The organism is Microbacterium sp. W1-4-2, from assembly GCF_058349885.2.
This window is the reverse complement of the sequence record NZ_JBYRJC020000001.1, coordinates 245365-269920: the sequence shown is the minus strand read 5'-3', so window position 1 is coordinate 269920 and position 24556 is coordinate 245365. Positions and strand designations below refer to the sequence as shown.

At 71.1% G+C, this 24556-nt stretch carries 20 protein-coding genes; 8 read left to right on the top strand and 12 right to left on the bottom strand.

Going from position 1 to position 24556, the window contains the following annotated elements; all coding sequences use genetic code 11:
• Positions 1 to 122: 122 nt before the first annotated feature.
• The 5 genes from AC3RX0_RS01150 to AC3RX0_RS01130 all read left to right on the top strand — a co-directional run bounded on the left by AC3RX0_RS01150 (position 123) and on the right by AC3RX0_RS01130 (position 5366).
• Positions 123 to 1658, top strand: coding sequence for a beta-N-acetylhexosaminidase (locus AC3RX0_RS01150; RefSeq protein ID WP_491504109.1), 1536 nt, complete (start codon positions 123 to 125; stop codon positions 1656 to 1658).
• On the top strand, positions 1655 to 2824 hold the full coding sequence (gene nagA, locus AC3RX0_RS01145; RefSeq protein WP_491504108.1) for an N-acetylglucosamine-6-phosphate deacetylase: 1170 nt from the start codon (positions 1655 to 1657) through the stop codon (positions 2822 to 2824). The genes AC3RX0_RS01150 and nagA overlap by 4 nt, the downstream gene beginning before the upstream one ends.
• A 573-nt stretch (positions 2825 to 3397) precedes the next feature.
• Positions 3398 to 3808: a YrdB family protein gene (locus AC3RX0_RS01140; RefSeq protein WP_491504107.1), complete on the top strand. Its 411-nt coding sequence runs from the start codon at positions 3398 to 3400 to the stop codon at positions 3806 to 3808.
• Positions 3805 to 5229 carry an FAD-binding oxidoreductase gene (locus AC3RX0_RS01135; RefSeq protein ID WP_491504106.1) on the top strand — a complete coding sequence of 475 codons (1425 nt, stop codon included), beginning with the start codon at positions 3805 to 3807 and terminating at the stop codon, positions 5227 to 5229. Before AC3RX0_RS01140 ends, AC3RX0_RS01135 begins: the two co-directional genes overlap by 4 nt.
• Entirely contained in the window at positions 5226 to 5366 is a 141-nt protein-coding gene (locus AC3RX0_RS01130; protein ID WP_491504105.1) for an NUDIX hydrolase, read from the top strand. Before AC3RX0_RS01135 ends, AC3RX0_RS01130 begins: the two co-directional genes overlap by 4 nt.
• Before the next feature lie 178 nt (positions 5367 to 5544).
• On the opposite strand, the gene AC3RX0_RS01125 is transcribed toward AC3RX0_RS01130, so the two are convergent.
• The 7 genes from AC3RX0_RS01125 to AC3RX0_RS01095 all read right to left on the bottom strand — a co-directional run bounded on the left by AC3RX0_RS01125 (position 5545) and on the right by AC3RX0_RS01095 (position 12885).
• Positions 5545 to 6579, bottom strand: a complete 1035-nt coding sequence (locus tag AC3RX0_RS01125; RefSeq protein ID WP_491504104.1) for a patatin-like phospholipase family protein — start codon at positions 6577 to 6579, stop codon at positions 5545 to 5547.
• An 11-nt stretch (positions 6580 to 6590) separates the two neighbouring features.
• Positions 6591 to 7370 (bottom strand): glucosamine-6-phosphate deaminase, encoded by a 780-nt coding sequence (locus AC3RX0_RS01120; RefSeq protein WP_491504103.1) that lies wholly within the window; start codon positions 7368 to 7370, stop codon positions 6591 to 6593.
• Entirely contained in the window at positions 7363 to 8319 is a 957-nt protein-coding gene (locus tag AC3RX0_RS01115) for an ROK family protein (protein WP_491504102.1), read from the bottom strand. The genes AC3RX0_RS01120 and AC3RX0_RS01115 overlap by 8 nt, the downstream gene beginning before the upstream one ends.
• Positions 8320 to 8362: 43 nt before the next feature.
• On the bottom strand, positions 8363 to 9271 hold the full coding sequence (locus AC3RX0_RS01110) for a carbohydrate ABC transporter permease (RefSeq protein WP_491504101.1): 909 nt from the start codon (positions 9269 to 9271) through the stop codon (positions 8363 to 8365).
• Entirely contained in the window at positions 9268 to 10251 is a 984-nt protein-coding gene (locus tag AC3RX0_RS01105) for a carbohydrate ABC transporter permease (protein ID WP_491504100.1), read from the bottom strand. Before AC3RX0_RS01105 ends, AC3RX0_RS01110 begins: the two co-directional genes overlap by 4 nt.
• Before the next feature lie 27 nt (positions 10252 to 10278).
• Positions 10279 to 11610 (bottom strand): extracellular solute-binding protein, encoded by a 1332-nt coding sequence (locus AC3RX0_RS01100; RefSeq protein WP_491504099.1) that lies wholly within the window; start codon positions 11608 to 11610, stop codon positions 10279 to 10281.
• A gap of 75 nt (positions 11611 to 11685) precedes the next feature.
• Complete coding sequence (locus AC3RX0_RS01095; RefSeq protein WP_491504098.1) at positions 11686 to 12885, bottom strand: ROK family transcriptional regulator; 1200 nt, start codon at positions 12883 to 12885, stop codon at positions 11686 to 11688.
• Positions 12886 to 13071: 186 nt separating this feature from the next.
• On the opposite strand from AC3RX0_RS01095, the gene AC3RX0_RS01090 reads away from it, so the two are divergent.
• Positions 13072 to 14478, top strand: a complete 1407-nt coding sequence (locus tag AC3RX0_RS01090) for a L,D-transpeptidase (protein WP_491504097.1) — start codon at positions 13072 to 13074, stop codon at positions 14476 to 14478.
• A 52-nt stretch (positions 14479 to 14530) separates the two neighbouring features.
• Positions 14531 to 15406, top strand: a complete 876-nt coding sequence (locus AC3RX0_RS01085) for an LLM class flavin-dependent oxidoreductase (protein ID WP_491504096.1) — start codon at positions 14531 to 14533, stop codon at positions 15404 to 15406.
• An 11-nt stretch (positions 15407 to 15417) separates the two neighbouring features.
• On the opposite strand, the gene AC3RX0_RS01080 is transcribed toward AC3RX0_RS01085, so the two are convergent.
• Positions 15418 to 17637 (bottom strand): NADP-dependent isocitrate dehydrogenase, encoded by a 2220-nt coding sequence (locus tag AC3RX0_RS01080; RefSeq protein ID WP_491504095.1) that lies wholly within the window; start codon positions 17635 to 17637, stop codon positions 15418 to 15420.
• Between the two features lie 139 nt (positions 17638 to 17776).
• Between AC3RX0_RS01080 and AC3RX0_RS01075 the strand changes: the two genes are divergently transcribed.
• Positions 17777 to 18229, top strand: a complete 453-nt coding sequence (locus AC3RX0_RS01075) for a GNAT family N-acetyltransferase (protein WP_491504094.1) — start codon at positions 17777 to 17779, stop codon at positions 18227 to 18229.
• A gap of 143 nt (positions 18230 to 18372) precedes the next feature.
• Here AC3RX0_RS01075 and AC3RX0_RS01070 read toward each other — a convergent pair whose 3' ends face one another.
• From AC3RX0_RS01070 to AC3RX0_RS01055, 4 genes are all read right to left on the bottom strand, one after another.
• On the bottom strand, positions 18373 to 20184 hold the full coding sequence (locus AC3RX0_RS01070; protein WP_491504093.1) for an ABC transporter ATP-binding protein: 1812 nt from the start codon (positions 20182 to 20184) through the stop codon (positions 18373 to 18375).
• Complete coding sequence (locus tag AC3RX0_RS01065; RefSeq protein ID WP_491504092.1) at positions 20181 to 21995, bottom strand: ABC transporter ATP-binding protein; 1815 nt, start codon at positions 21993 to 21995, stop codon at positions 20181 to 20183. The genes AC3RX0_RS01070 and AC3RX0_RS01065 overlap by 4 nt, the downstream gene beginning before the upstream one ends.
• A 421-nt stretch (positions 21996 to 22416) precedes the next feature.
• The gene (locus AC3RX0_RS01060) at positions 22417 to 22911 is read right to left on the bottom strand and encodes a methylated-DNA--[protein]-cysteine S-methyltransferase (RefSeq protein WP_491504091.1); all 495 of its coding nucleotides are present in this window, start codon (positions 22909 to 22911) and stop codon (positions 22417 to 22419) included.
• Positions 22908 to 24503, bottom strand: coding sequence for an AlkA N-terminal domain-containing protein (locus AC3RX0_RS01055; protein WP_491504090.1), 1596 nt, complete (start codon positions 24501 to 24503; stop codon positions 22908 to 22910). The genes AC3RX0_RS01060 and AC3RX0_RS01055 overlap by 4 nt, the downstream gene beginning before the upstream one ends.
• Between the last annotated feature and the right edge of the window lie 53 nt (positions 24504 to 24556).

Genomic DNA, 24556 nt, shown 5'->3' with positions numbered 1-24556 from the left:
GCCCGCGTCGGTACGATCAGCGCCGCTGCGCACCCGGCGCTCGCCCTTGTCGGCGGGGCGGCGGGTTTGTTAGTGTTCCTTACACAGACGTTCCTCATGCACACGTTCCGCAAGGAGGCGCAATGGCGGCATTGGTCCCGGTTCCCGCATCGTCGACGATGGATGCCGCAGCCGCCCCCTTCGTGCTGTCCGACGCCGCTCGGCTGGTCGCGGTGCCGGCGGCGCGGCCGACCGCCGAGCTGGCCGCGGCGGCGCTCGCCCCGGTGATCGGCCGCACGCTCGAGATCGCCGAGCCGATCGCCCGCGCCGGCGACATCGTGCTCGAGGTCCTCGCCCAGGGCGTGTCCGAGACGTACACCCTCACGGTCGCCGGCGACGGCGTGCGGATCGTCGGCGGCGACGAGGCCGGGCTGTTCTACGGCGTGCAGACGCTCGTGCAGCTGGTCGCGGCATCCGGCCCCGAAAGGCGGATCGCGGCGACCGTGATCGACGACCGCCCGCGGTTCGCGTATCGCGGGGCGATGCTCGACGTGGCGCGGCACTTCTTCCCCGTGCCGGTGGTCGAGCGCTTCATCGACCGGCTGGCCGCCCTCAAGCTCAACCACCTGCACCTGCATCTGACCGACGACCAGGGCTGGCGCGTCGAGCTGCGCTCCCGCCCCGAGCTCACCCGGGTCGCCTCGGGCACCTCTGCCCAGGGCGACGCGGGCGGGTTCTACTCGAAGGACGACTACGCGCACCTCGTCGCCTACGCGGCCGCGCGGCACGTCACCGTGGTCCCCGAGGTCGACGCGCCCAGCCACACGCACGCGATCGGCCTGGCCTATCCCGAGCTCATGGAGCCGGTCGTCCTGAGCGAGCACGTGATGGACACCGTGGACGCGTTCGGCGGCGGCGTGCCGACCGCGGGCGAGCCCTACACCGGCTTCGCGGTCGGCTTCTCGTCGCTGAAGACGCGGGACGAGGCGACCTACGACTTCCTCGCCGACGTGTACGGCGAGCTGGCGGGCATGACCCCCGGTCCGTACCTACACGTGGGCGCCGACGAGGCGCTGGGCACCGACCCCGCCGACTTCGCCGAGTTCATGAACCGCGCGACCCGCATCGTGTCGAACCTCGGCAAGACCCCGATCGCGTGGCACGAGGCGGGCGCGTCGGACGACCTCTCCGACGACACGATCGGCCAGTACTGGGGCCTGACGACCCCTGCCGACGACATGGACGAGAAAGCCCGCGCGTTCGTGCGCAACGGGGCGCAGGTGATCCTCTCGCCCGCCGATGTGATCTACCTCGACATGAAGTACGACGCCGACGACCTGCTCGGCCTCACGTGGGCGGATGGTCCGACGAGCGTGCAGCACTCCTACTCGTGGGAGCCCACGGCGATCATCGACGGGATCGCCGAGGGCGACATCCTCGGCATCGAGGCGCCGCTGTGGACCGAGACGATCCGCACCCCGACCGACATCGATACCCAGGCGTTCCCGCGCATCGCATCGGCCGCCGAGATCGCCTGGTCGCCGGCCGACGGGCCGGAGCGCACCTGGTCGTCGTTCCGCGAACGGGTCGGCGTGCTCGGTGCGCTATGGCATCGGCAGGGCATCGGGTTCTTCCGCTCTCCTGAAATCGACTGGGCGTTCGAGGCGGCCGGTCGATGAGCTGCGACCTCGTCATCCACTCCGCCCGGCTCGTCGACGGCGGGCAGGCGATCGACGACGCGTGGGTGGCCTTCCTCGACGGGCTCGTGGCCGGAAGCGGCACCGGCGACATCTGGCGCGAGCTCGGCCCGGCGCGGGCCGAGGACGCCGAGGGCGCGTGGCTGACCCCGGGGTTCGTCGACATCCACGGCCACGGCGGCGGGGGCGCGTCCTTCGACGACGGCGCCGAGGCGATCGCGACCGGCCGTGCCGTGCACCGCGCGCACGGCACCACGCGCGCCGTGGTGTCGCTGGTCACCGCCTCGATCGACGACCTCGCCGCCCGCGCCGCGCTGATCGCCGGGCTCGCGGCATCCGACCCCACGATCCTCGGCTCGCACCTGGAGGGGCCGTTCCTTGACATCGGGCACAAAGGCGCCCATGCCCCGTCGCTGCTGCGCGCGCCCGATGCCGCCTCGGTCGACCGGCTGCTCGCGGCCGGTGCGGGCACGATCCGGCAGATCACGATCGCTCCCGAGCTGTCCGGCGGCATGGCGGCCGTGCGGCGATTCGCCGCGGCGGGCGTCGCGGTCGCGGTCGGACACACCGACGCCGACGAGCACGTCGCCCGCGCGGCGTTCGATGCCGGTGCGACGATTCTGACGCACGCGTTCAACGGCATGAACGGCATCCATCACCGCGCGCCGGGGCCGGTGGTCGCCGCTCTCGGCGACGAGCGCGTCACGCTCGAGGTCATCGCCGACGGTACGCACGTGCACCCCGACGTCATCCGGCTGCTCGCGCAGGGCGCGCCCGGGCGGGTCGCCCTGGTCAGCGACGCGATGGCCGCCACCGGATCGGCCGACGGCGCCTACGTGCTCGGCGGGCTGGCCGTCACCGTCGCGGACGGGGTCGCGCGCCTGGACGAGGGCGGATCGATCGCCGGTTCGACGCTCACGCAGGACGCGGCCATCCGACTCATGGTCGAGCAGGTCGGGATGCCGCTGCCCGACGCGGTCGCCGCGGCCACGGTCGTGCCCGCCCGGGCGATCGGGGTGGCCGATCGATTCGGCACACTCGAGCCCGGGCACGCCGCCGACGCCGTGCTGCTGGACGACGCGCTTACGGTGCGGGGCGTGTGGGTCGACGGCGTGCGGGTCTCTGGGACTGAGTCCTCGGGCGCCTGAGTCCTCGGCTCCTGAGTCCTCGGGCTCCTGAGTCCTCGGGCTCCTGAGTCCTCGAGCTCGGCAGGGACGCCGGGGCCGCCCCTGGCCCCCGCATCCCTCCCCCTCCCGCTTCCCCGCGAGGCATCCCTGAATATCCCGAGGTACCGCTCCATCTCAGCGGGACACTTCGTCCCGGACGAGCGACTGCCGCCAGTCGGCGCGGAGTCCCACCGCCGCCGTTCAGCGCTACACCTCCCTGCAGATGCGCCAGGAAAAAGCAGCAGCATCAGCGGGATCGTGCAGCCCTGGGAGGGAGTCAGCAGCATCAGCAGGAAGCTGCAGCTCTCAGCGACGACCGATGACGGAGGATGCCTCGCGGGAACGGAGGATGCCTCGCGGGAACGGAGGATGCCTCGCGGGAACGGAGGATGCCTCGCGGGAGCGAAGGATGCCTCGCGGGAACGGAGGATGCCTCGCGGGAACGGAGGATGCCTCGCGGGCGAGCGGCGCCGGGCGGGCGGCGCCGGGCGAGCGTCGGCCGGGCGGGCAAGCCGACCGGGGCAGGGCGGGGAGGGGCCCGCGTAGACTGGGGGCATGTCCTCCCCCGACCACGTCGCCCCTTCCGGCGCGGCCGCCCAGCCCGACGCGGGCGCGCTGCCGGCCGGCACCCGCGCACCGCTGTCGGCCGTCGATCTGGTGGCCTTCGCGTGCGAGCTCTTCGCGTTCTTCACGTTCGCGTTCTGGGGGTTCGCGGGATGGGCGTTCCCGATCAACATCGCGATGGGCGTCGGCCTGCCGGTGGTCTCGATCCTGCTGTGGGCGCTGTTCGTCTCGCCCCGCGCCGTCATTGCCGTGCACCCGTTCATCCGCGCCGTGATCGAGCTGCTGGTGTATGCCGGTGCCACGGTCGCGTGGTGGAGCATGGGCCAGCCGTGGGTCGGCCTCGTCTTCGCCGTCATCGCGGTGACGGCGGGCATACTCGCGGGACGCCGCCGGTTCGCATGACCGAACCGGGCGCAGCGCACGCCGACATCCTCGCGCGTCCGCACGCCGACGTCCTCGCGCGTCTGCGCGCCGCCCTCGGCGATCGGCTCGACACCTCGCCCACCGCTCTCACGGCCGCGCGCGCCGACAAGTCCGGGCATGCGTCGGCGGGCACCCCGATCGCCGTCGTGGACGCGGCATCCATCGCCGACGTACAGGCGACCCTGCGCATCGCATCCGAGACCGGCACCCCGGTCGTCCCCCGCGGCGCCGGCACCGGACTGGCCGGCGGCGCGAACACCGGCGCCGGCGAGATCGCCCTGTCGCTGCGCTCGATGGACCGCGTCCTCGAGATCCGCCCTGACGACCTGCTGGCCGTCGTCGAACCTGGGATCGTCAACGGCGACCTCAACCGCACGCTCGCCCCGCACGGCATGTGGTGGGCTCCCGACCCGGCCAGCCGCGACATCTCGACGGTCGGCGGCAACATCGCCACCGGCGCGGGCGGACTGCTGTGCGCGAAGTACGGCGTCGTGCGCGACGCGGTGCTCGGCGTCGACGTCGTGCTCGCCGACGGGCGCCTGCTGCACCTGGGCCACCGCAGCGTCAAGGGCGTCACGGGCCTCGACCTCACGAGCCTGTTCATCGGCTCCGAGGGAGTGCTCGGGGTGATCGTCGGCGCGACCCTGAAGCTGCGCCGCCTCGTGCCCGGCGCCGTGCACACGCTCGCGGCGACGTTCCCCGACGTCCGCGCCGCCGCTGCGGCATCCGCGGCGGTCACCGCTGCCGGCATCCAGCCGTCCATCATGGAATTGATGGATGCCACGTGCCTGGCCGCCGCCCATCGTCTGCTGCGACTGCCGGCGCCCGATGCGGGAGCCGCGCACCTCACGGTGCAGACGGACGGGCCGGCCGCCGCCGACGAGGCGGACGCGATCGAACGGGTCCTGCGCGCGGCGGGCGGAGAGGTCGTCGCCTCGGGCGACCGCGCCGAGGGCGACCGCCTGCTCATGATCCGCCGGTCGATGCATCCGGCGCTGGAGACCCTCGGCACGACCCTGATCGAAGACGTCTCGGTGCCGCGCAGCCGGCTGGCCGAGATGTTCGACGAGATCGCGCGCGTCGAGCGCGAGCACGCCGTGACGATCCCCGTGGTCGCGCACGCCGGCGACGGCAACCTGCACCCGAACTTCATCTTCGAGGGCGCCGCCGACGGCGGGGTGCCGCAGCGGATCTGGGATGCCGCCGACGACCTGTTCCGTTCGGCCCTGCGCCTGGGCGGCACCCTCACGGGCGAACACGGCATCGGCATGCTCAAGAGCCGGTGGCTCGCCGACGAGCTCGGCGACGACCAGTGGAAGCTGCAGCGGCAGATCAAGGCCGTGTTCGACCCGCTGGGCATCCTCAACCCCGGCAAGGTGTTCACCGCGTCACGGCCGTGATCCGAGTCGGCGCCGCCGTGGTGGCCGACGCCGACGGGCGGGCCCTGGTCGTGCGCAAGCGCGGCACGGACATGTTCATGCAGCCCGGCGGCAAGCCCGCGCCCGATGAGGCGGCCACCCTGCCCTGGCCCCGCTGAGCCGCGACATCCTGCTGCCCCTGCTCTGGGGCTCGCCCGTCGGTTGAGCGCGGCGATTCGGCGTGTCGCGCAAGGATGCTGCCGATCCGGCCTCACCAGCCGATGCGTATTCACCATCAGCTGGTGAGGCGCGCGCGACGACATGCGGGGCGCACCGGCGCGCGCGGCGGAGACCGGATCAGCGCCAGAAGGCGGCGAGCCGCTCGGCGAGCGCGCGGCCCTGGTCATAGCCGGCGCGGGCGGCCAGCGGGCGCAGCGAGACGTCCATCGAGCCGAGCCAGGTCTCGGATCCGGGGCCGGGAAAGATCGTCTCCACCGTGCTGCCGCCCGCGCGCAGCTGCTCGACCTGCGCTGCCAGCCGCAGGCCCCACGCTTCGGGGAACAGCGACCGGCCGCCCAGCGGCGACAGCACGAGCACCCGCTCGAATCCGGCGGCGAGGTCGGCGTTGTCGGGGTTGGAGCGGTAGCCGCCGTCGATGTACCGGCCGTCGTCGATGCGGTACGCGAAGCCGCCGCCCGAGCAGCTGGCGGCCACCGCGTCCACCAGCCCGACACCGCTGTCGCAGTCGAACGCGAGCGGCGTCCCGGTGCGCGCGTCGACCGCCGTGATGAGCAGCCGCCGCTGTGGCCAGCTCTCGTCCGGCAGCCGTGCGGCGACGGTCGCACGCCACTGCGCCTGCCGCGCATCGTCCGCCGTGGCCGGGGCGACGAGGGCCGCCGCGCCGAGTCGGCGCCGCATGTCGGCGGCGTCCGCGGACGACGCGATGACCTCGCGCAGCCTTGCCCGATGGTCGCTCCCAGGCCGCCTCGAGCCGTCGATCGCGCCTGCGGTGGCCGAGGCGGCCGGTCGTGCACGCGGTGCGGCGGGCGGTGCGGCCAGCGTCGCGGCGAGCAGGTCCGCCGGCGATGCGCCTGCGAACTGGGCCGCGGCGGTGGCGCCGGCCGACGTCCCTATCGTCAGGTCGGCCTCGGTCACGTCGAGCCCGGCCCCGCACAGGCCGCCGACGACACCGATCAGCCATGCGTTGCCGGTCGCTCCGCCGCCGCCGATGACGAGTGCGCGTGCCCCTGCCGAGGGCGTGCGCCCGAGGGCGTCGACGGATGGCCGAGCGCACGTGGGTTCCGTTCGGGGAGTCGCCTTTCGCGAACGGCGTTCGGAGCGCTCCTGGCGACGACTATCGTCATCGCGCGATCGTGGGCGGCTGGGGAGCACCGCGGACCTCGCTACAGCCCCTGCCAGGCCGGCTTGTTCGCGTACGTGTACCGGTAGTAGTCGGCGTGCGCGAGGCGGGATGCCGCAGCCTCGTCGACCACGACACTCACGCGCGGATGCAGCTGGATCGCCGATCCCGGGAGGGATGCCGTGACCGGCCCCTCGACGGCCCCGGCGACCGCCCCGGCCTTGCCTTCGCCGAACGCCAGCAGTACGAGGTGGCGGGCGCGCAGGATCGTGCCGAGACCCTGCGTGATGCAGTGCATCGGCACCTGGTCGATCGAGTCGAAGAAGCGGGCGTTGTCTTGACGGGTCTGCGCGGTGAGGGTCTTCACCCGCGTGGACGATGCGAACGACGAGCCCGGCTCGTTGAACCCGATGTGGCCGTCGGTCCCGATCCCGAGAATCTGCAGCTCGACCCCGCCGGCCTCGGCGATGGCCCGCTCGTAGTCCTCGCCCGCGTGCTCGATCGTCTCGAGCGCCCCGTTGGGCACGCGGATGCGCGCGGGGTCGAGCCCGAGCGGCTCGACGACCTCGCGCGCGATGACGTTGCGGTAGCTCTCGGGGTGCGTCGGGTCGATGCCCACGTACTCGTCGAGCGCGAACCCCCGCACCCGCGAGACGTCGAGGCCGTCGAGCCGCTCGCGCAGCGCCTCGTAGACCGGCAGCGGGGTCGAGCCGGTGGCCAGCCCCAGCACGACCTCGGGATCGTGGACGATGAGCCCCGCGATCTCGTCCGCGACCAGCGCCCCGGCCGCTGCCGCGTCGGGGACGATGATGACCTCAGCCATGTGCGACTGCCTCTTTCGTGTCGTGATCCGTGTCGTGGTCTGTGCCGAGCGCGTGCGCCGCTCCGACCAGCGCGGCGCCGAAGGCCGCCGCCGCAGACCCCTGCGGCAGCAGTTCGATCCGGTCGGCGAGCCGGAGCGAACGCAGGAACGCGGATGCCTCGGCACTCGCGGTCAGCTGTTCGGCGACTCCTGTCAGGAGCCTATCGCCGAGCGCGGTCATCCCGCCGCCCAGGACCACGACGTCGACGTCGCACGTGAGCACGAGGATGCGCACCGCCGCCGCGACCCCCTCCATGAAGCCGGCGCGCAGGCGCTTCGCATCCGCAGCGCCCGCGTCCGCGGCATCCAACATGTCCAGCACCGGCAACGGCGACGGCCGTCCCCACCGCCGCGCGATGGATGCGCCGCCCGAGAGTGCTTCGACGCAGCCGTGCTGCCCGCAGCGGCACAGCGGGCCCTGCGGATCGACCGAGATGTGCCCGACCTCGCCGGCGGTGCCGTGTGCGCCGCGCCACAGCCGCCCACCTCGCACGATGCCGGCAGCGATGCCGGTGCCGAGGTTGAGGTAGGCCATCGCCTCGTCGCGGTCGCCGCGCAGGGCATGCGCGCCCAGTGCGGCGGCCTTCACGTCGTTCTCGACGCCGACCGGCGCGCCCAGCCGGGGACCCACCGCCGCGGCGAGATCGAGCTCGGCGACGCCCAGGTTCACCGCGTGCAGCACGCGGGTGGTGCCGGGCTCGACCTGCCCGGGCATGCCGACCCCGACCGACGAGATCGGTGTGCGTCCGATGTGCTCGCGGCGCAGGGCCGCGACCGCGTCGATCACCGTCCGGACCACAGCCTCGGGGCCCCAACCGGTGGCCAGGCGCACGCGTCCGGCGATGGCCCCGTCGGCATCGACCGCGACGGCGTCGGTCTTGCTGCCGCCGATGTCCAATCCCACTCTCATCGGCCGTCCTCCCGATGGGAGGCGGCTCGTGCACTGCTGCGCATCAGCCCTTGACCGCCCCTGCGGACATGCCCGTCACGAGGTGGCGCTGGATGATGAGGAACACGATCACGACCGGCAGCGAGAACAGCACGGACGCCGCCATCTGACCGCCGTAGTCCACGGGCTGGTTGGGCACCGCGAACGAGGCCAGCCAGATCGGCAGGGTGTACATGCTGGTGTCCTTCATGAACGTGAACGCCAGGATGTACTCGTTCCACGCCGTGATGAACCCGAAGATGCTCGTCGAGATGAGGCCGGGCACCACCAGCGGGAACAGGATGCGCCACAGGATCGTCCAGGTGCTCGCTCCGTCCACCATCGCGGCCTCTTCGACCTCGACCGGGATCGCGACGAAGAACCCGCGCAGCGACCAGATCGAGAACGGCAGCACGGCGGCGACGTACGCCAGGATCAGCCCGATGTACTTGTTGAGCAGCCCGAGGTCGTTGAAGATCAGGAACTGCGGGATCAGCAGGGCCGCGCCCGGCAGCATCTGCACGGCCAGGATCAGCACCATGATCGTGCGGCGGCCGCGGAAGCGGAAGCGGCTGAGGGCCGCCGAGGCGAACAGCGCGATCAGCAGCGCGAAGACGATGGCCGTGAACACGACGACGACGCTGTTGCGCAGGTTCAGCAGGAAGCTCGTCTTGGTGACGGCGGTGATGAAGTTCTGGATGGTCGGCGTGTGCGGCCAGAACTGCGGCACCGGCGTCATCACCTCGGAGCGCGGTTTGAACGCCGTGATGGTCATCCAGTAGACGGGGAAGATCCAGATCGCGCTGAACACGATCGCGATGATCGTCGACCAGATCGGCGGGCGGCGGCGCCGCCGGCGCGGCACGGGGCCGCCGCCCGAGCCGCGCGCGGCCCGCGTGGTGACGGCTTCGGTCTCGGTGACGACGGCGCTCACAGGTCTTCTCCCGATCGCAGCAGGGCGCGGATGTAGAACCCGCTGATGATCATGAGCATGAACGTCGTGACCACGGCGATGGCAGCTCCGGTGCCGATCTTGAACTGGTTGAACGCGGTCAGATAGCTCCAGATGCCGAGCGTCGCGGTGGTGTTGTTCGGACCGCCCTGCGTGGTCAGCCAGATCTGGTTGAACACGTTGAAGTCCCAGATGATCGACAGGACGGTGATCAGCAGCAGGGTGGGCTTGAGGTGGGTGAGGATGACGGAGAAGTAGATGCGCCATTCGCCGGCCCCGTCGATGCGGGCCGCCTCGAGGAGCGCGGTGTCGATCTGCGTCTGCGCCGCGTAGGTCGTCAGCGCGATGAAGGGCACCGCCTGCCAGACCACCAGCATCCAGACGTTGAACAGGCCGAGCCAGGTGTTGTTCGTCCACGAGAGGCTGGTCTGATCGCCGAAGACGCCCAGCTGCGTGATCATCCAGTTGACCACGCCGTACCCGGGCTGGAACAGCCAGTTCCACACCTGCGCCGAGGCGACGTTGGGCATGCCCCACGCGAAGATGAGCACGATCGTGACGACGTAGCGCATGACTGTGCCGAGCTTGGTCATCAGCTGGGCCACGCCCAGCCCGATCGCGAGACTCCCGACCACCATCGCGGCCGTGAACCCCAGGGTCAGGACGGTCGAGAACCAGAACTGGTCGTCGGCGAAGATGCCGAGGTACTGTCCGAAGCCGACGCTGTTGTACGCGCCCGTGAACAGCGTCCGCTGGTTGTAGTCGGTGAACGAGGTGAAGACCAGGAACACGATCGGGGCCACGATGAGCGCGACGATCACGATCCCGGCGGGTGACAGCAGCCACAGCGGCGCGAAGCGCGACTGCCGGCTGTAGCGGCGAGGGGGCCGTGGCCGCCGTCCGCCCGGGTGGGCGGCGGCCACGGCCTCACCTGCGACGACCGTCGCAGTGGAGGTGCTCATGCGGTTCTCTGCGTCGCGCGACGGGGATTACTGGTTCAGCGTGGAGTCGACCGTGTCATCCCACGCCTTCGCCGCGTCCGCCGGCGACTTGGTGCCCGAGGCCACCGTCTGGAAGAACTGCTTCATGCCGGGATCCTCCAGCGACGCCCAGTTGCCCGAGGCGGGCGTCGCCTTGGAGTTCTGCGCCGCCTGGTAGAACGCCTTCTGCAGGTCGGTCAGCGCGCCGCCGTCGACGGCCTTCTTCGAGCCCTCGACGCTGTTCGGGATCCAGCCGTCCTTGACCACGTTGTTGTTCTGGATGTCGGGGCTCGCCGCGATCTTCACCCACACGCGTGCGAGGTCCTGGTTCTTGCTCTTGGCCGCGATGCCCCAGTCGGAGCCGGCCAGCATGACCGGCTGGCTGCTGCCCGAGACGCCCGGCATCGCGAACGTGCCGAGGTCGGCGTCGGTCAGCTTCGGGTTGGCCTTCTCGATCGCGCCGATCTCCCAGTTGTTGCCGATGATCGCGCTGGTCTTGCCGTCCGCGAAGACCTGGTCCTGGTCGGGCTTGTCGGTGTTCAGCGTCTGGCTGGCCTTCGACGAGTAGGCGTTCTGGAAGGTCTTCCACTCGGTCAGTCCCTGCTGCGCTTTCGCGTCCGAGAAGCCCGCCGCCCACGTGCCGTCCTGCTGCGCGGCGATGTCGCCTCCCGCGTCCCAGATCCACTGCATGGCGGCGTACCAGTACTGGCCGGGCAGGTAGAACGACGAGAAGTCGGCGGCGGTGTTCTTCGCCTTGACCTTGTCGAGGGCGGCCTTCAGCTCGTCGTACGTCGTCGGCGCGACGGTGACGCCCGCGGCGGTCCACGTCTTCTTGTTGTAGATGACGGTGCGGGTGGCGCCGAACGACGGGACGGCGTAGAGCTTGCCGTCGATCGTGGCGGGGTCGGCGAGGCCGCCGAGCCAGGTCTGACCCTGCGCGAGCGCGTCCTTGTACGCCGTGAGGTCGGCCAGTCCGCCGCTGGCGGCGAACGTCGAGACCTGGGTGTTGCCGATGTCCACGACGTCCGGCGGGGTGTCAGTGGCCAGGGCCGTGGTGATCTTGGTCGCGATGTCCTGCCACTGCTGGGTCTCGACCTTGACCTTGGCGCCGGTCTCGGACTCGAACTGCTTGTTGATCGCTGCGATGGTGGCGTCCGACAGGTCGCCGGTCATCGACCAGACGGTCAGGGTGCGGCCGCTGCCGTCCACCTTGCCGATGGTGCCGTTGTCGCTGCCCGGGTTGCCGCCGTTGCCGGCGTTGCCGGCGCTCGAACACGCGCTGAGCGCGAGGGCGGCTGCGATGCCGACCGCGCCGAACGCGACGATGCGTGATGTGCGCATTCTGTCTCTCCTTGGTTGCCTTCTCTTGGTGCGGAAAGGCCGGATGGCCTATCCGGGGGGGTCTTCGGGCGGCGTCTACGACACCCCGAGCTGTGCGGACAGGACCATGACAGCGGCTCCGCGCAGGACGATGTCCTGCCCCTGCTCGGTCATGCGGACGCGGATGCCCTCGTGCACCTTCGCCAGGGTGCGGGTGCGCAGCGTCTCGACGGCGGCGTCCGTGAAGGGCCCGTCGAGCAGGTCCACAGGGCCCGAGAGGACGACCTCCGACAGGTCGAGCGCGCCCACGACGGGCGCCAGGGCGATGCCCAGCCGCTCCCCCGCGTCGCGCAGCACGCCCGCGCGCGCCTCGTCGTCCGCGGCCTCGGCCATGCGCGCGGTCAGCGAGGGCGCCGAGATCCACGCCTCGAGGCAGCCCACCTTGCCGCACGAGCACCGCGGCCCGCCGTCGGTGGCGACGGTGACGTGGCCGATCTCGCCCGCGGCGAACCGGCTGCCGACCATCGGACGCCCGCCCGAGAGCAGCCCCGACCCGACGCCGCGGCCGACCTTGACGAGGATGACGTCGTCGCCGGCGCCCCCGAACGTATACTCTGCCAGCACGGCCGCGTTCGCGTCGTTGGCCACCACGACCGGGAGGTTCAGTTCGTCCCGCAGCGCCCCTTCGAGGTCGAAGCCGGTCAGCCCCAGGTTGGGAGCGGTGAGCACCACCCCCGCGTCGTCGACGATGCCCGGCGTTCCCACGCCGACGCCCAGCACGGGGGCGTGCGAATCGGCCACCAGCTCGACGGCGAACGCGGTGATCGCCCTGATCACATCACCCTCGGCGCCCGGGTGCGGGATCTCGCGGCGCACGACGATCGTGCCGTCGAGGGTCAGGATGCCGCCGGTGAACGACGTGGGTCCGGACAGATCGAGACCGACGATGCGGTGCCCGGCGTGATCCAGGTCGACCAGGATCGCCGGCTTTCCGGGCCGCGACACCTCGCGCACGCCCTTCTCGGCGACGAAGCCGTCGGCGATGAGCTCCGAGATCAGGTCCGAGATCGTGACGCGGGTCAGGCCCGTCTCGCGGGCGAGGTCGGCGCGGCTCATCGCGCCCCGGTGGAACAGGGTCTGCAGCACCAGCGAGCGGTTGTGCGCACGCGCGTGCTCGGGGAGGACCTTGGCGGCGTGCCGAGGGTGTCGCGACGGCGCCAGCGCGTACGGTGCGGGGGTTCCCGAGGCGGCCGAATCGACGGCGGAAGGGCCACGCCGCGCTTCCGATGCAGACATGTTTGTTAGTAAACCTTACGAACAAGGCCCGCGCAAGCTCTCTGCGAGGTTTGCACAGCGAGTTTACAAAAACGTTATCTTCGTTCCGCGGAATCACGCGGGCCGGCGCCGCACCTCCCCCTCACGGCTCGCCCTCGGGCTCGAATACCATAGGGACCAGGGGAACACAATCGGGGGTGATGGGGCGTGGCAGACGACGCACCGAAGAACTCGGGCGCCGGCGCAGGCGTGACCGCGTATGCCTGGGCGCCCGCGCCCCGGCACAGACGGCGGTGGGGACTGTGGATCGGCACGCCGGTCGCGGTCGCCCTCGTCGGCGTGGTCGCCGCATCGCTCATCCTGATCGCGCCCGGCACGGCCGTCGCCGGGGTCCAGGTCGGCGGCATGACCGCGGGCGCCGCGGCCGCCGCGATCCAGCGGCAGCTCGACCGCACCTCGTTGACGCTCACCGGCGACGGCGTGCATGCGACGCTGACCGCCGCGGAACTCGGCGCGAAGGTCGACGCGCAGGCCCTGGCCGACGCCGCCTACGGCGACCACCCGATGTGGAACGTCGGCTCATGGTTCTCGGGCACCCGCCATGCGCCGGTCGCGCTCGACGCGGCCAAGGCCGATGCAGCTCTGCGTCAGGCGGCGCCGTCGCTGTACCGCGACGCCACCGACGCAGGCGTCACGTTCGACGCGAAGACCGGGTCGTACACGGTGACGGCCTCCGCCGAAGGTACCGGCATGGATCTGAGCGCCGTCACCGCGGCGGTGCAGGATGCCTTCGCCAACGGCCGGACGACCGTCTCGCTGACCGCGGCCGCGGTGCCGACGGCGCCGGCGATCTCGACGGCGACGGCGAAGAAGACCGCCGACGGCCTGAACGCCATGCTCGCCACGGCCGGCTTCTACGTCGGCAAGGAGCGCACCGTCCCGCTCGCGCCGGCGGACGTGGCATCCTGGCTCACCCTCACGTCGAAGGGCGACCGGTTCGAGATCACGGCCGATCGCGCCGCGATCGAGAAGGTCGTGGACGCCCTGCCTGCGAAGGTCGACCGCGCACCCCAGAACGGCACGACCGTCACCGACACGCAAGGCAGAGTGATCGGCACCGGAACGCCGACGCTCGACGGGCGCACCCTCGGCGACACGTCCGGGGTCGCGGCCGCGTTCGCCGGCCAGCTGGCAAAGGGCAACGGGATCTACACGCTGCCGGTCGTGATCGCCAAGGCGAGCACGACCAAGGTCTCGCGCAGCGCGATCGTCGACCTGAGCGACCAGACGGCGTACTTCTACGAGAACGGCGCGCTGTGGCGCAAGTATCTCGTCTCGACGGGCGATGCGACCCACACGACGCCGACCGGGTACTTCCGCGTGTTCGCACACGTGCCCATGCAGGATATGGGCTGCTACCCGGGTGCCGAGTACTGCACGAAGAATGTGCCCTGGGTCACGTACTTCGCGCCGAACATCGGCTTCCACGGCACGTACTGGCACAACAACTTCGGGCACGTGATGAGCCACGGCTGCGTGAACATGCCCATCGACATCGCCCACCAGATCTACAACTGGGCCCCCGACGGCATGGAGGTCACCGTCCGCCAGTGACGATGCGGCTGTCGGCTCGCGCCGGGCGCATCGCACACGAGAGGATGACGGCATGCGCATCGGCATCGTGATCCTTCCCCAGCAGCCCTGGACCCGCCAGCGCGAGCTGTGGCGACGGGCCGAGGGCTACGGCTTCGACCACGCCTGGACCTACGACCACCTGTCGTGGCGATCGCTGGCCGGCCAGCCGTGGGCGGCGACCGTGCCGATCCTCACCGGCGCCGCTCTGGTCACCGAGCGCATCCGGCTGGGCACGTTCGTCGCGTCGCCGAACTTCCGTCACCCGGTGCCGTTCGCCAAAGACGTCGCCACGATCGACGAGATGTCCGGCGGCCGGTTCACTCTGGGCCTCGGCGCCGGCACCACCGGCTTCGACGCGGCGGTGCTGGGCGCGGCTCCGCTGTCGGCGCGCGAGCGGCACGAGCGCTTCGTCGAGTTCGTCGACGCGCTCGACGTGCTGCTGCGCTTCGAGCAGCCGGGCAGCGGCGGCATCGATCTGGACGGCGACCGGTACACGGCGGTGCACGCCCGCATGGTGGGCGAGCCGGCGCAGCGACCGCGGATGCCGCTCGCGATCGCCGCCAACGGCCCTCGCGGCATCCGGCGCGCGGCCGAGCTGGCCGAGGCGTGGGTGACCACCGGCGTCGAGACCGACGACGAGAAACGGTGGTGGCACGGCGTGAGCGAGCTGGCGCGGCGCGTCGACGACGCCGAGGCTGCGGCATCCCGCACCCGCCCGCTCGATCGCATCCTCTCGCTCGACAGCGGGGCGATGTACTCGCTGTCGAGCGCTGCTCGCTTCGACGACGCCGTCGCCCGCGCCGAGGCCCTCGGCTTCACCGACGTGATCGCACACTGGCCGCGCAGCGAGGGGGTCTACGCCGGCGACGAGGCCGTCCTCGAGAAGATCGCCCCGGTGCACCGGTAACCCCGACGCTGTCAGCGCATGCCGTCGACGATGCCGTTCAGCGTCTCGGACGGGCGCATCACCTGCGCGACCTGCGCGCCGTCGGGACGGTAGTAGCCGCCGATCGAGACCTCGTGGCCCTGCACGGCCAGCAGCTCGTCGACGATCTTCTGCTCGTTCTCGCTCAGTGCCTCGGCGACCGGGGCGAACGCCGCGGCCAGCTCCGCATCGTCGTTCTGCCGCGCCAGCTCCTGCACCCAGTACAGGGCCAGGTAGAAGTGGCTGCCGCGGTTGTCGATCGTGCCGAGCTTGCGTCCGGGCGACTTGTCGTTCTCGAGGAAGGTGCCGGTCGCGGCATCCAACGTCGCCGCCAGCACCTGCGCCTTCTGGTTGCCGGTGAACTCGGCGTAGTGCTCGAGCGACGCGGCCAGCGCGAAGAACTCGCCCAGCGAGTCCCAGCGCAGGTAGTCCTCGGCCAGCAGCTGCTGCACGTGCTTGGGCGCGGAGCCGCCGGCGCCGGTCTCGAACAGGCCGCCGCCCGCGAGCAGCGGCACGATCGAGAGCATCTTGGCGCTCGTGCCGACCTCGAGGATCGGGAACAGGTCGGTGAGGTAGTCGCGCAGCACGTTGCCGGTGACCGAGATCGTGTCCAGGCCCTCGCGCATGCGGGCCAGCGAATAGCGCGCGGCCTCGGCCGGCGGCAGGATCGTCGTGGTGACCCCGGCGGTGTCGAGCTCACCGAGGTACTCGGTGACCTTCGCGATCAGCTGCGCGTCGTGCGCGCGATTCTCGTCGAGCCAGAACACGGCGGGCGCGCCGGTGGCGCGCGCGCGGGCGACGGCGAGCTTGACCCAGTCGCGCACCGGGATGTCCTTGGTCTGGGTGGCGCGCCACACGTCGCCGGGCTGCACGGCGTGCTCGATGAGCACCGCGCCTTCGCCGTCGACGATCTGCATCCGGCCGGCCGCCTCGATCTGGAACGTCTTGTCGTGGCTGCCGTACTCCTCGGCGGCCTGCGCCATGAGCCCGACGTTGGACACGCTGCCGATCGTGGCGGGATCCAGCGGCCCGTTCGCGATCACATCGTCGATCGTCGCCTGGTAGACCCCGGCGTACGACGAGTCGGGGATGACGGCCAGCGTGTCGTCCTCGCCTCCGTCGACACCCCACAGCCGCCCGCCGTTGCGGATCAGGGCCGGCATCGAGGCATCCACGATCACGTCGCTGGGCACGTGCAGGTTCGTGATGCCCTTGTCGCTGTTGACGTAGGACAGGCGGGGGCCGCCGGCGAGATCGGCTTCGATCGCCGCGACGATCTCGGCGCCGCCGTCGACGTTCTCGAGCCCGGCCAGGATCGCGCCCAGGCCGTTGTTCGGGCTGAGGCCGGCCTCGGCGATCTTGTCGCCGTAGCGGTCGAACACGTCCGCGAAGTACGCCTTGACGACGTGGCCGAAGATGATCGGGTCCGATACCTTCATCATGGTGGCCTTCAGGTGCACCGAGTACAGCACGCCGTCGTCCTTGGCCTGCTGCAGCGTCTGGGTGAGGAACGCGTCCAGCGCCGCCGCCGACAGGAACGTACCGTCGACGATCTCGCCGGCGAGCACCTTCAGGCCGGTCTTCAGCGGAGTGACCGTGCCGTCCTCGGCGACGTGCTGGATCGTGAGCACGTCGTCGTTCTCGATGACGACCGACTTCTCGTTGGTCTTGAAGTCGTCGTGGCCCATGGTGGCCACGCGGGTCTTCGAGCCGTTCGGGAACGGCTTGTTGGTGTGGGGGTGCTTGCGCGCGTAGTTCTTCACCGACAGCGGCGCGCGGCGGTCGCTGTTGCCCTCGCGCAGCACCGGGTTCACGGCCGAGCCCTTGATGCGGTCGTAGCGGGCGCGCACGTCCTTGTCTTCGACCGTGGTCGGCTCGTCGGGGTAGTCGGGGATGTCGTAGCCCTTGCCCTGCAGCTCGGCGATCGCGGCCTTCAGCTGCGGGATCGAGGCCGAGATGTTCGGCAGCTTGATGATGTTCGCCTCGGGCAGGGTCGCCAGGCCCCCGAGCTCGGCGAGCGCGTCGCCCACCTGCTGCTCGGGTGTCAGCTTCTGCGGGAACGCGGCGAGGATCCGCCCGGCCAGCGAGATGTCGCGGGTCTCGATGTGCACGCCCGCCTGCCCGGTGACGGCCTGGATGATCGGCAGGAAGGATGCCGTGGCCAGCGCCGGAGCCTCGTCGGTGTACGTGTAGATGATGGTGGATTCGGTCACCGCACGCCTCTTCGTTGTCGCTGAGATAGGGGTCGCCCCAGCTTACCGTGGCGGGCGAGATATCTTGATATCGAGATATCTGAACGGGATGCCGCAACCCGCCGTGCACGGTGGCGGCAATTGCCGATACCCTGGCCTCATGGGTGACCTTCGACTGGTGGAATTGTCCGCGACGACGATCGTGGCCGTGAACAACTTCTCGCTCAAGCCGGGGCAGGAGGAGTTCCTCTCTCCCATCAGCTACGGAGTCGCCGCCACCGTTGTGAACCCGCAGACCTCGTGGCAGCGCGTGGTGGTCGACGGCGACGAGGTCGTCGGATTCATCAGCGCCAACTTCGACAACGACTTCCCGCAGGAGCACTTCCGCTCCGTGCTGTGGCGCATCAACGTGGACGCCGGCGAGCAGGGCCGCGGCGTCGGCCGCTTCGCCGTGGCGGGGCTGCTCGAAGAGGCCCGCAGCCGCGGCATGGACCACGTGGACGTCATCTACGAGGCCGGCAGCGGCGGCCCGCAGGCCTTCTTCGAGCGCGTCGGCTTCTCGCCCGTGGGCGAGACCGAGTACGGCGAGGTCATCGCCGAGATCGCGGTCTGACCCTCGACGCGCCAGCGGTCTGACCGCCGACGAGCCGCGGCGGGGCCCCGGACTTCCCTCCCCCACCGAGGCCTCGTCGCCTTCTCATGCAACCCCGGTCGCACCACACCAGTGACTCGCCCCACGCCCGGCGTCACTCGTCGTCAGACGAGTGACTGCCTCCAAGCACTGTGCAGCTGGGCGAACTTGCCGTCACCGGCGATGAGCGTCTCGGGCGCGTCATCCTCGATGATCCGCCCGTGCTCCATCACCAGCACGCGGTCGGCGATCGCCACGGTCGACAGGCGGTGCGCGATGATGATCGCCGTCCGATCGGCCAGCAGCGTCTGCAGCGCCTCCTGCACCTGGCGCTCGCTGGGCATGTCCAGCGACGCGGTCGCCTCGTCCAGGATCAGCACCGCGGGGTCGGCCAGGAACGCGCGCGCGAACGAGATCAGCTGACGCTGCCCCGCCGACACGCGCCCGCCGCGCTTGTTCACGTCGGTGTCGTAACCGTCCGGCAGCGCCCGGATGAAACCATCCGCCCCCACCGCGCGAGCCGCCGCCTGGATCTCGTCCAGCGACGCGTCCGGCTTGCCGAGCGCGATGTTGTCGGCCACCGTGCCACTGAACAGGTAGGCCTCCTGCGTGACCATGACGATCGCTCGGCGCAGGTCCTTCGGGTGCAGCTCGCGCAGGTCGACGCCGTCGAGGGTCACCGAGCCGCGCGTCGGGTCGTAGAACCGCGACACGAGCTTGGCGAGCGTCGACTTGCCCGCGCCGGTGGTCCCCACCAGCGCGACGGTCTGCCCGGCGGGGATGTCCAGCGAGAAGTCCGGCAGGATCGTCTTGCCCGCGCCGTACCCGAACTCGACGTTCTCGAACCGCAGGCCGCCCTTCGCGTTCCATAGGTCGACGGGGTTCGCCGGGTCGGGCACGCTCGGCTCCTCCTCCATGACGCCCGAGACCTTCTCGAGCGCTGCGGTGGCCGACTGGTACGAGTTCAGGAACATCGCGACCTCCTCCAGCGGGCTGAAGAAGTTGCGAATGTACATGACCGCCGCCAGCAGCGACCCGATCAGCAGCGTCCCGTCGACGACCCGGAACGCGCCCCACAGCAGCACGATGGCCATTGTGATGTTCGCGAGCATGATCAGGCCGGGGTCGAAGATGCCATACAGGTTCACCAGGCGCAGGTTGACCCGGCGGTAGTCCTCCGAGATCCCGCCGAACTCGCCGTCGTTGCGCTTCTCTTTGCGGAACGCCTTGACGGCGCGGATGCCGGTCATCGTCTCGACGAACTGCACGATGAGCTTCGCCGACACCACGCGCGACTCGCGGAACCCCTTCTGCGACTGGCGATAGAACCAGCGCATCAGGAACGCCAGGGGCACGCCCATGCACACGAGCACGGCCCCGCTGCGCCAGTCCAACAGGAACAGCGAGATGAGCGTGAACACGCCGAACAGCACGCCCGACACCAGCTGGTTCAGGCCCCCGTCCAGCAGCTCGCGGATCGACTCGAGATCGCTGGTCTGGCGCGAGATGATGCGGCCCGACGTGTACGTCTCGTGGAATTCGAGGCTCAGCCGCTGCGTGTGCCGGAAGATCCGCGTGCGCAGATCGAGCAGGATCGTCTGCGTCAGCCGCGCCGACAGCACGACGAACCAGCCCATGAGCAGGGCGCCGAGCCCGCCGACGACGATGTACGCGATCGTGATGCCGAACGCCGGCATCCAGTCCGCGTACTCGAGGGCCCGCGGCAGCGCCGTGTTGATGCCGTATGCGATCAGCGTCGGGCCGATCACCTGCATGGCGGTGGAGATCACGATCACCACGGCCGAGAGGACGACCAGCGCGCGCATCGGCGAAATGAGCGAGCCCAGCAGGCGCAGCGAGCGCTGCCGGATCGCGCGGCTCTCGGCCTTCGTGTAGTCGTTCCGGTCCTCGCCCTGGGTTCCGACGACGGTGCTCACAGGTTCACCTCCACCTCTCGTACGCGTTGGTCTTCGGTCTCTAGGCTCGAGATCACGAAGCGATAGTGGTCGCTGGAGCGCAGCAGCTCGGCGTGCGTGCCGACGGCGGTGACGCGTCCGTCCTCCAGCAGGGCGACGCGGTCGGCCAGGGCCACCGTCGACGAGCGGTGCGCCACGATGAGCGCCGTCGTCGAGGCCAGGACCCGGCGCAGCGCGGCCTCGACCAGCGCCTCGGTGTCGACATCCAGTGCCGACAGCGGGTCGTCGAGCACCATGACCGTGGGAGCGGCCGCGACCGCACGCGCCAGCGCCAGCCGCTGCCGCTGGCCGCCCGACAGGCTCAGTCCCTCTTCGCCCACGGTCGTGTCCACGCCCTCGGGCAGCTCGTAGGCGAACTGCGCCTGCGCGGTCTCAAGGGCCTCGTCGAGCACGGCCTGCGCCTCGGGGCTGTGGATGTCGAGGTCGTCGCGGCCGAGAAGCACGTTCTCGCGCACCGACGCCGAGAACAGCGTCGCGTCCTCGAATGCCATCGCGATGTGCCGGCGCAGCTCGTCGAGCGTCAGATCGCGCACGTCGACGCCGTCGAGCTCGACCGCTCCCCCGGTGACGTCGTACAGCCGGGCCGGCAGGGTCGTCAGGGTGGTCTTGCCCGAGCCGGTCAGACCCACCAGGGCCATCGTCTCGCCGGGGCGCAGCACCAGGTCGATGCCGTCGAGCAGATCGCGCTCGTCGGCCGCGGCATCCTGATACCGGAACCGCACCCCGCGGAACGCGAGTTCACCGCGCGGGGCGGCGATCGTCGCCGGATGCTCGGGCGAGGTGATCGTGTTCTGCTCGTTGAACACCTCGAAGATGCGGTCGGTGGCCGTGCGGGCGTCCATCAGGAACGAGAACAGGAAGCCGAGGGACTCCAGCGGCCAGCGCAGGGCGGTGGCCATCGCGAAGAATCCGAACAGCTCGCCGACCGTCAGCTGACCCTGCGTGGCGAGCCAGATGCCCAGCAGCAGGCACACGGCGAACGCGAGCATCGGCACCGAATCGAGCCAGAACCACAGCAGCCCGACCTCGCGCGCCTTGCGCATCTCGATGCCGCGCAGGCTGTCGGCCTGGCGCGTGAACTTCTGCAGCGCGTGCTTGCCGCGCCCGAAGGCCTTGAGCACCCGGATGCCGTGCACGCTCTCTTCGACCGCGGTGGCGAGGTCGCCGGCGCGGTCCTGACTCTGCCGGGTCAGAGACCCGTAGCGCTGCTCGAAGCGGTAGCCGAAGAACCACAGCGGGATCGAGATGACGATGAACGCCGCGCCCAGGGCCCAGTGCCAGCGGAACAGCAGCACGGTGCCGATGACGATCGTCAGCGCGTTCACCACGAGCAGCGTCAAGCCGAACACGAGCCAGCGGCGCACGAGGTTGATGTCCTGCATCATGCGGCTCAGCAGCTGGCCGGACTGCCAGCGGTCGTGGAAGGCGACCGGCAGACGCTGCAGCCGCTCGTAGAAGTCCTGGCGGATGCGGTACTCGACCCGGGTGGCGGGGGCCAGGATGAATGCACGGCGGAGGTACACGAAGACGGCTTCGAGCACGCCCAGCACGAGCACGCCGGCGCACGCCCAAGCGATGAGCGGGATGTTCTTGCTCGCGATCGGACCGTCGACGGCCGCCTGCAGCACGATCGGGATGAGCAGGGTCATCATGGCCGCCGCCAGAGCGGCGACCATGCCGCCGATCAGGCGCGGCAGGACGGGTTTGACGAACGGAGCCAGGCGCGCGAGCGCGCGCAGAGTGGAAAGACGCGGGGATGGCGAAGCAGACATGATCCTTGCAGGGTGGAGAGAGGATGCCGCAGCAGGGCGGCGAGGAGAGTGGCGTGCGTGACGCCGGCGCGTGCCCGGAGGGCACGGATGCCGAGGGGTCCTCGGCGGCGGGTGGCGGAGCGGCCTATCCCTCGACGACGCGCGTGCGCACGATCCGGCGGAGGACGAACGACCCTGCAGCATAGACGGCCTGGGACATGGCTTCCTCCTCGGATCGCGGACTGTGTGTGATCGCTTCGACGCGACAGCCCTCCAGCCTATTCCTGAACATTCGCTGAGCGCAACCCCGGATTGCGTCATCCCTCACCCCGTCGGGCGACCCCTCCCTCCCTCCGAGGCATCGCCGCACCCCCGAGGCATCCCTCGACCCGCGATGCTTCCCGCGATAATGAGGGCTGCCTCGCGGGACGAGGGACGTGGGTCAGGCGGCGGCCTCGCGGGCGAGCAGGCGCTCCTTCACGGCGGTGCCCCACGCGAATCCGCCCATCGTGCCATCGCTGCGCAGCACCCGGTGGCACGGCACGAACAGCGCCGGCGCGTTGCGCGCACAGATCGACGCCACCGCGCGCACGGCCCCCGGCTGCCCGAGGGCGGCGGCGAACTCGGTGTAGGTCAGTGGGCGACCCGGCGCGATCGTGCGCAGCGCGCGCCATCCGTCCTCCTGCATCGCGGTCCCGTGCTGGCGCACCTCGACGTCGTCGATCGCCGACAGATCCCCGTCGTAGTACGCGCGCACGGCTGCTGCGGCATCCGTCTCTCCGGGCATGACGTCAGTGGGCCGCAGGCTCGGATGGATGCGGTCGATCGTCGCCGTCACGTCGTCGGTCCACCCGGACGCGAGCACGCGCCCACCCTCGTCGACGATGATCGTGAACGGCCCGTCGACGGTGTCGATGGTCTGGAAACTGGCGGTCATGATTCTCCTTGTGGCAAGAGTTCGGCCCGGCGGTCGCGCCGGTCGGCTTCGGTCCGTACGGTCCCGCGGGTCCGGCTCGTGGCGGCGCCCGCCGGGGCGCGCCCGGACGTCGCACGCGTGCCGGGCGCAACCGCACCCGCCGGGGCCGGGATGGATGCCGCGCGCCAGAAGTGCGCGGTCAGGTAACTGCGCCAGGGCGCCGCGGCTGCGGCCCAGGCAGTGAGCGGTGCAGCGTCGCCGGGCAGGCCCAGGCGGGCGGCGCCCGCGCGCGCCGCGACATCGCCCGGCAGGAACACGTCGGGATCGCCGGTCACGCGCATCCGCACGTAGTCGGCCGTCCACGGCCCGATGCCGGGCATGGCCAGCAGCGCCGCGCGCTGCTGGATCGGGTCGTCGCCCGCGGTCAGCTCCAGCTCGCCCGACGCGAGCGCCGCGGCCGCCGCCGTGATCGCGCGGATGCGCGCGCCCGGCCCGCGCAGCACGTCCGGTCCGTGCTCGGCGATCGCCGCCATCGTGGGGAACAGCCGCGAGCCGTCGGGCAGCTCCTCGCCGAGCGCCGCGGTCAGACGCGTCAGCGCGGTGCGCGCGGCGGCCACCGAGACCTGCTGGCCGATCATGGCGCGCACGAGCATCTCTCCACCGTCGACCGCACCGGGGACCCGGATCCCCGGGGTCGCCGCGACGGCGGCGCACAGTTCGGGATGCCGCGACAGCGCCGCGTCGATCCCCACCGGGTCGGCGTCCAGGTCGAACAGGCGTCGCACCCGGGCGATGAGCACCGGCAGGTCGGCGAGGTGGGTGAGGCGGGCGTCGAGCCGCAGCCGGTCGGCGTCCGTGAAGATGCGGAACCATCCCGGCCCGTGCGGCAGTGCGATCGTCCGCGCGTACGCGTCGGCGGCGGCGTCCTCGACCCCGTCGACGGCGCGGGCCCGCATCCACCCGAACAGCCCGGGCAGATCGATCGGAGTGCGGTGGGCCAGCAGCAGCGAGATGTGCCCGGTCTCGACGGCGCCCGGCACCGCGCGCCGGCGGGCGCGCAGCTCGAGCGGCGTCATCCCGAACACCTCGCGCACGGTGTCGTTGAACTGTCGGATGCTGGCGAAGCCGGCCGAGAAGGCGACATCGGCGGCGGGCAGGTCGGTTCCCACCAGCAGCACGCGGGCGGTGTGCGCCCGGTGCGCGCGGGCGAGGGCGAGGGGGCCCGCGCCGAGCTCGGCGGTGAGGATGCGGCCGAGCTGACGCTCGGAGTAGCCCAGGCGCCGGGCGAGCCCGGGCACGCCCTCGCGCTCGACGATGCCGTCCTGGATCAGACGCATCGCGCGGGCTGCGGCATCCGTCCTCAGATTCCATTCCGGAGACCCCGGCGCCGCATCCGGCAGGCACCGCTTGCATGCGCGGTACCCGGCCTCGTGCGCGGCGGCGGCCGTCGGATAGAACGTGACGTTCGCCGGCTTCGGCGTGCGCGCCGGACAGCTCGGGCGGCAGTAGATGCCGGTCGAGTGCACGGCCGTGATGAACTGGCCGTCGAATCGCGCGTCGCGCGCGTCGATCGCCCGGTATCGCTCGTCGAAGGTCAGCGCCGTCGTGCCCATGCCTCCAGCCTGGCACGCCCGCACGCCGTGGTCTCGCGGAAATCGGACACGGC